We start from the raw sequence: 6,251 nt of genomic DNA, 5'->3' as shown, positions 1-6,251 counted from the left end.
TACGGGCCCGCTGCAGCAGCCGGGAAACTCACTTACGTTCGGCGTACGGGAGGAATCTCAACCACCCAGTTGATCCAGCGGGTGCTCGACGCGGCCGCCTCGCGAAAGGAATGACCGGATCTGCCGCGATCCGCGCGCTGCAGAGCGTGACCACTCAGCAACAGCCCTCGGAGTGTCCGGACATGCCGAAACCGCGCGAGGTGGCCGATGATGATCCCGGCCAGTCTTGTTGTGACGTTGGCTCCTTCAGCCTGCGGTGGTCGAGGTGATATGCAGGGCGGGATGACTGCCTACCTCAGCCCACGCGCGAAGCCGTTCGACGCGGTCCTGTGCGACATCGATGGTGTGATCCGCTTCTACGACCACTCCGAGGTCGCGCGTCTCGAACGTGTGGTTGGCCTACCGGAGGGCACCGCGGCGGGCATCGCGTTCGCCGCGGAGAACGACCTGCCGCTGCTGTTGGGACAGATCAGCAGACAGCAATGGGTCACCTCCATCGCCGCCACGCTCGCTGCGCGGGTGCCGGAGCCGGAAGCGCATGCGCTGGCCGCGGCATTTGACGGCGCCGGATTCTGGGCAGACGCGGCGGTAGTCGGCATGCTGCGCCAGGTACGCGTGCATTGCCCCGTGGTACTGGTGACCAACGCGACCGTATGGTTGGACGACGACCTGGCCATGCTCGGCCTCACGGACCTTGCGGACCATGTGATCAACAGCTCGGTTGTCGGTGTGGCCAAGCCCGAACGCCGCATCTTCGAGCTGGCAGTGGACCGGGTCGGCACCACCGCGGACAGGTGCCTGTTCGTCGACGACCGGCAGGAAAACGTAGACGCCGCCATCAGGCTCGGCATGCAGGGCATCGTGTATCGCGAGCCGGCCGATCTGCGCGTTGCGCTCTCACCGATCCGGTCCAGTGGCGAGCTCGCGCCACTCGAGTAGCCCGAAGGGGCTCCCATTCCCGATCCCGGCCGGTCGCAAAACAAGCTTCCGCATCTGCCGCGATCCGATCGCTACGGGGCGTGGCGGCCCATCGCCGGCGGTTCGGCCATGCCGCGATTCGCGCCCGTGTCGCGGACCGTGAAGGCTTCCGCGGCACCCTTTGAGGATCATGTCGGGCATCAGGTGGGACGTTGAGCGTCAAGCATGTCCCGTGACAGGACACAAGCCGATCGGTAGCAGTTGCCGAATTGCGCTCTATCAGATCAAGGCGGCCCGCAAGCGGGCCGCGCCGGCCCGGCCCCGGCCTGCTGGCGACCTCCGGCCGGCATCGGCCGGGCCGGCCGGCCACGCTTCGGAACGACCAGACCCATGAAGACCTCGGGGCTCCGCCCCGAACCCCGACCCTCCTCAGAGATGCCGCCGCGGCTCACCTCGCCGGGCACCACAAGGGCTGGACGGTCTGGCGACTGCCCGACGAGGAGATCCGCTAAAGCCAGCATGCCGTCGACCCCGTCGTCCCGCAGAGCGGAAGAATGGCAGCGGGTCCGGTTGGGGGCAACGCCAGTCTCGCCGCGCCGTCGGGGTAGCCACTGGAATTCAGGCGTGTAAAGATCACGCCGTGCTCACCTCGTCAGCATCGCCCCCTGTCGCCGTCCTGTTGGTCTTTGAGCTTTTCGGCATCGCTGCCATAGCTCTAGGCATCGGAATAATCGTCACGCGGCGTGTCCCGTGGCCACTTCAGGGTCTCGCACCGCTGCCGTTGCGCAGAGGCGGCTCCGTCGCTCTGATAGGTGTCACTATCGTCCTGGGAGCGTCAGCGGAGTTTCCATCGACTCCGGATCCGGTCGCAGTAGCGCTGAACGCAGCGGCTTTTATCACCATCGCGGCCTCTGCGGCCTGCCTGATCTTTATGCGGCGCTAGCAGCCAAGTCGGCTAGATCGACAACTCCCACGCTGACAGTCTGGGAGCCACGGGTGGGAGCCACCGGGGCGGACTGGACCGGACGGTACGGGACCGATCGAGTTGCCGAGCGCTTGAGGACCAGGACCAGGCGGACGGCATCGGACGGCCTTGACATGGTCTTGGGAATCTACGGATCAGAAGGTTAGGGGTTCGAGTCCCTTCGGGCGCACAGCAGGTCAAAGGTCGGTTTCCCATCACGGGAGACCGGCCTTTGATCTTTCTGACCCCCACGGCTGACCCCTACGCCTACGCGTCGAAGAGGAAGCCGAGCCGGTCGATCGAGTCCTGCTACACCCGGCGCGTCGCCTCCACGTAGATCGACTTGGTGACCGTAGGGGAGCTGTGCCCGAGCACGTCCTGAATTCGTTCGAGCGGCACGCCCTGGTCGTAAGCGTTGCGCAGGAATGACGCAGGTCATGGACGCGAATGCGCCGGACTCCCGCCCGCTCGCACAACTGGTCGAAGTGTCGATTGATTTTGGGGGGCTCGAGGCGGTGCCATCCCGCCAGCCATCGACGCAGGCGAAGCCGAGCAGACCAGCCCCAGGGTGCCAAGGTCGTTCGTCCGGTGGGGCGCTCCACCTTGACACCCTGGGGCTGGTCCGCTCCCCGATGGGTGGGTCGATGACAGACGGGATGGCAGGAGGGGTTCTTGGTTAGGGGCCGGGCCCTCCACGGGCCCTAACGTGGTGCACAGCGAGGACACTCCAGGCCATCAGTGGCCGAGCGATCCCGCGAGAGGGGGAGGAATGGCGAGTCACACCTCATCGCAGCGAACAGCTCGACCTTGCTCCGGGGCATGCTGCCGCTCCCTCAGACAAGCTCCTCGTGAAGGAATCGCGCTCAGCGCTTCGTCTCGTACCTGGTCAGGATCACGCCGCCGGGAAACGTCCGCGTCTCCACCAGGTTCAGGTTCACCCAGCCGTCCAGCGCACTGAAGAACGGTGTGCCGCCGCCCACGAGGACCGGATGGGTGACGATCTCGTACTCGTCGATCAGCCCGGCCCGCATGACCGCCCCGGCGAGCGTTGCGCCACCGACCCTCATCGGCCCGCCGTCCTCGGCCTTGAGCCGGGTGATCTCGGCGATCGCGTCGCCGGTGACCAGGCGAGTGTTCCAGTCGACCTTGTCGATCGTTGAGGAGAACACCACCTTCGGCGTGTCCCGCCAGTTCCGCGCGAACTCGATCTGCGCCGGGGTGGCGCCTGGCTGCTGGTCGCCGGTCGGCCAGTAGACGCTCATGGTCTCCCACAGTTGGCGCCCATACAGAAACAGGCTCATCACCCGTTCCTGATCGAGCCACCACTGGAACAGCTCATCGCTCGGCCCGCTCCAGCCGAGGTCGTCGCCGGGCGCGGAAATGTAGCCGTCCAGGGTCAGGTTCATGCCGTAGATCAGTTTCCGCATAGCGCCATGCCTTCCGTCAGTCGGTCTCGGAAGACTAAGGGACGTCTCGTAACGGGGTGAAGGCGTTGCCCCGCGACAGGCCGGTGGTCAGCCGGCGAGGATGATGTTGTGGAGGTTGGCGATGCCGGAAGCGGCATCGGTCAATGTGTGGGCGGCGGGGCGGTAGTCGCGCAGGATCTTGAAGCACTTCTGCCTGGCCAGGGCGTGTTCGACCCCTGCTCGGACGGTCCGATGTTCGACATTGAGGGCTTCCTTCCAGGCGGGCAGGTCGCTGCCGTCGGTGGGCTTGCGGTACGGCATGATCACCTCGGGGTTACCGCGGTAGCCGCCGTCGGCCATCACCGGCCGCCTGTTCAACTTCTCCTCGATCCCTGAGGTGCGGTAGACGATCGTGTCGTTGCGGTTGCCGGGCTGTGGGTCGCCGACGGCGATGACCAGGCGGGTGCTGGCGTCGATGGCGACCTGCAGGTTGGTCGAGTACCGGTAGTTCTTGCTCCTGGCGGCCAGGCGGTGATCGCGGGTGGGGATCAGGGTGCCGTCGACGATGGCGATCTGGTCGACAGGCCGTCGGCGCACCGGCGCCAGGGCCAGCAGCGGGCCGAGGGTGTCGATGACCCGGTGCGCAGCCGAGTGCGAGACCCCGAACAGCGGGCCGATCTGCCGCATCGTCAGGTTCGTGCGCCAGTACGCCGCCACCAGCAGCACCCGGTCGGCGAGGTCGAGGGCCCACTGCCGGCCCGGCCGGCCATCAACGATGCCGTCACCGCCACGCTCGGCGACCAGGCGGACCAGCCTGCGGAACTGGGCGGGCTGCAGCCCCGTGAACGGAAAGATCCATTCAGGGTGGGCTACGGTGATCACCTGCACCCAGGCATCCTGACCGACCGTCCTCAGCAGACAGACACCGGGGTTACAAGACATCCCTTAGGCAGGTAAGTCGGGACGATCTGGCCGGGGTGGCGCGGGCCGCGCTCGACGGCCGACGCCGACTGGAGACGGCCCAGCGGATCGCCGGCGGCACCCGCAAGGGCGTGTACCGGCTGACGATGGACGACGCGACGACGGTTGTCGTCTATCTATGGGAGGCGGCCCGCAAAGCGGGCCGCGCCGCCCCGGCCCCGGCCTGCTGGCGACCTCCGGCCGGCATCGGCCGGGCCGGCCGGCCACGCTTGGAAACCTCCAGGACCTCGAAGACCTCGGGGCTCCGCCCCGAACACCGACCCTCCTCAGAGATCAGCCGCGGATCACCTCGCCGGGCACCACAAGGGCTACCAGCCTCCCCGGACGGGGCCAAGGTCGTTCGTCCGGTAGGGCGCTCCACCTTGTCCCCGTCCGGGAAGGCTGGACGGTCTACGACTGCCCGACGAGGAGATCCGCTAATCCGACGCGACGTCGTGCCCGGGATCACCCGCGTTATGCGCTGGGATCGTTGCAGCAGCCCCGCCCTCGGCGTATCTGCTTGCGTGATGTGGTTGAGTGGCGCGGCATCCTGCCAATAAGGCAAGAAACCAGCTCGGCGAACCCGAAGCCGAGTGGTCTCATGCATCCCTGCGCCGTGTGTGCAGATGGCCATCGAGAGGGAACGCGGGCGGCGCTGCGGGCAGGACTCTGTCGAAGTCGTACCGGCTTTTCTCCGCCACTCGGCACGAGGCCGCATTGTCCACCTGATGCAGGAGTTCAAGACGCTTCAGCCCATCGGGCCCCAGAATGTCGAAGGCCCAGCCAGTGAGAGCCTCCAGAGCGCGCGGCGCCACACCCTTTCCGCGAGCGTGCGCCGCAGTCCAATAGCCCACCTCGGCCGACGGTTTGCCGGGGGCTACTTCCTTAAGGACCACGTTGCCCACCAACTGCCCGTGGGATGAATCGGAGCACGTTTCAAGGACCGCGAAGCCGAACCGGTCTCCCGTTGCCCAGCCTCGCTGCTGGGCCTGCACCCACCGCATCGCGTCAGCATCGTTTTTCACGACAGAACTCGTCCAGCGGCGCAACACGGGATCCTGGCACACCTCAACCAGTGCGGGAACGTCCTCCATGCGCCAAGGGCGAAGCACGAGGGCGGGGGCGGGCGGCATCGCGACCGTATGCAGGACGACCGTGTCATTCACCAATCGATCGTAGGGCCGCAACTGGCACCGCCACAGGCCGCAACTGGCACCGCCCCAGGCCGGGCGTTCGAGACGAAGGAGTCGGCTTGGCTGTACAGCCACCCGTACAGCAAGCCCGCCGACGAACACAGTCCGGGGTCGACGGTAGGCGACACGGCGAGCAGGTCAGCGGCTATCACCGTCGCTGGCAGACAGCAGTCTTGATCTTTGCAAGGCGGGGGTCGACGACGCACCCAGCCAGTCCTGACCGTAGCGAGGCCGGGCACACTGAGCAGATGTCGCATCAGGATGTCGCCGGTGACATGGATTCGTGGTCGACTGCCCGTGTGCGCCAGTGGATGAGCACCTTGAGCGAGGACAACGCCCCGCGATCGGTCAATTGGTGGCTCAGGACGCGATGGATCGCGCAGCTCCACGTCTACGACCGGACCTTGACCGCAGAGGCGCGCCGGGAATGGGCCGAGGTGGCGTTGTCGCTGACCGACCGCGCCGAGCGGTTCGCCGGTTACGACCGCTGGAGCGCAGCTGTGGACGCATTCAATCTGCGTAGCCTGCTGATCGGGGAACTCGGGTCGGTGCCGGGTGACGCGACGTGGGACCGGGCCGCGCTGATCCGAAGCGTCCTGGCGGCGGTGACACTGATGCCCGGTCAGGCAGGCGAGTTGGCTGAACGTTGGCAGACGCTGCCAATCGAGCAGATCCAGATGCTTCGCCGCCACAAGAACCTCCTTGCCCCGCTCGCGCTGCTTGTTGATCAGTTGCCCGCCGGGCCCGATGCTGAGCGCGTCCGCACATGGTTGGCGGTCCTGCCGAACTTGCCGTGACGCGCCGGCAGGT

General features: G+C 66.8%; 5 protein-coding genes. 2 read left to right on the top strand and 3 right to left on the bottom strand.

Features of this window, described 5'->3' with window-relative positions; translation table 11 throughout:
* The first annotated feature begins 282 nt into the window (after window positions 1–282).
* Window positions 283–939: an HAD family hydrolase gene (locus tag AC5RWQ_RS29595; protein ID WP_494285885.1), complete on the top strand. Its 657-nt coding sequence runs from the start codon at window positions 283–285 to the stop codon at window positions 937–939.
* A 1,806-nt stretch (window positions 940–2,745) separates the two neighbouring features.
* On the opposite strand, the gene AC5RWQ_RS29590 is transcribed toward AC5RWQ_RS29595, so the two are convergent.
* The 3 genes from AC5RWQ_RS29590 to AC5RWQ_RS29580 form a co-directional block, all read right to left on the bottom strand.
* The gene (locus AC5RWQ_RS29590) at window positions 2,746–3,309 is read right to left on the bottom strand and encodes a dihydrofolate reductase family protein (protein ID WP_494285884.1); all 564 of its coding nucleotides are present in this window, start codon (window positions 3,307–3,309) and stop codon (window positions 2,746–2,748) included.
* 87 nt (window positions 3,310–3,396) lie between these two features.
* Window positions 3,397–4,230 (bottom strand): transposase family protein, encoded by an 834-nt coding sequence (locus tag AC5RWQ_RS29585; RefSeq protein ID WP_494285883.1) that lies wholly within the window; start codon window positions 4,228–4,230, stop codon window positions 3,397–3,399.
* Window positions 4,231–4,847: 617 nt separating this feature from the next.
* Window positions 4,848–5,414, bottom strand: coding sequence for a GNAT family N-acetyltransferase (locus AC5RWQ_RS29580; RefSeq protein WP_494285882.1), 567 nt, complete (start codon window positions 5,412–5,414; stop codon window positions 4,848–4,850).
* 275 nt (window positions 5,415–5,689) lie between these two features.
* Between AC5RWQ_RS29580 and AC5RWQ_RS29575 the strand changes: the two genes are divergently transcribed.
* Window positions 5,690–6,238 carry a hypothetical protein gene (locus tag AC5RWQ_RS29575; protein WP_494285881.1) on the top strand — a complete coding sequence of 183 codons (549 nt, stop codon included), beginning with the start codon at window positions 5,690–5,692 and terminating at the stop codon, window positions 6,236–6,238.
* Window positions 6,239–6,251: the final 13 nt, after the last annotated feature.

The sequence above is a fragment of the Micromonospora sp. BS32 genome (genome assembly GCF_059089345.1).
This window is presented reverse-complemented; position numbering and strand designations above follow the sequence as displayed.

Excerpts from the sequence above, each read along its gene's own strand:
- AC5RWQ_RS29595 (WP_494285885.1), top strand. The coding sequence starts at position 283 with ATGACTGCCTACCTCAGCCCACGCGCGAAGCCGTTCGACGCGGTCCTG.
- AC5RWQ_RS29590 (WP_494285884.1), bottom strand. The coding sequence starts at position 3,309 with ATGCGGAAACTGATCTACGGCATGAACCTGACCCTGGACGGCTACATT.
- AC5RWQ_RS29585 (WP_494285883.1), bottom strand. The coding sequence starts at position 4,230 with ATGTCTTGTAACCCCGGTGTCTGTCTGCTGAGGACGGTCGGTCAGGAT.
- AC5RWQ_RS29575 (WP_494285881.1), top strand. The coding sequence starts at position 5,690 with ATGTCGCATCAGGATGTCGCCGGTGACATGGATTCGTGGTCGACTGCC.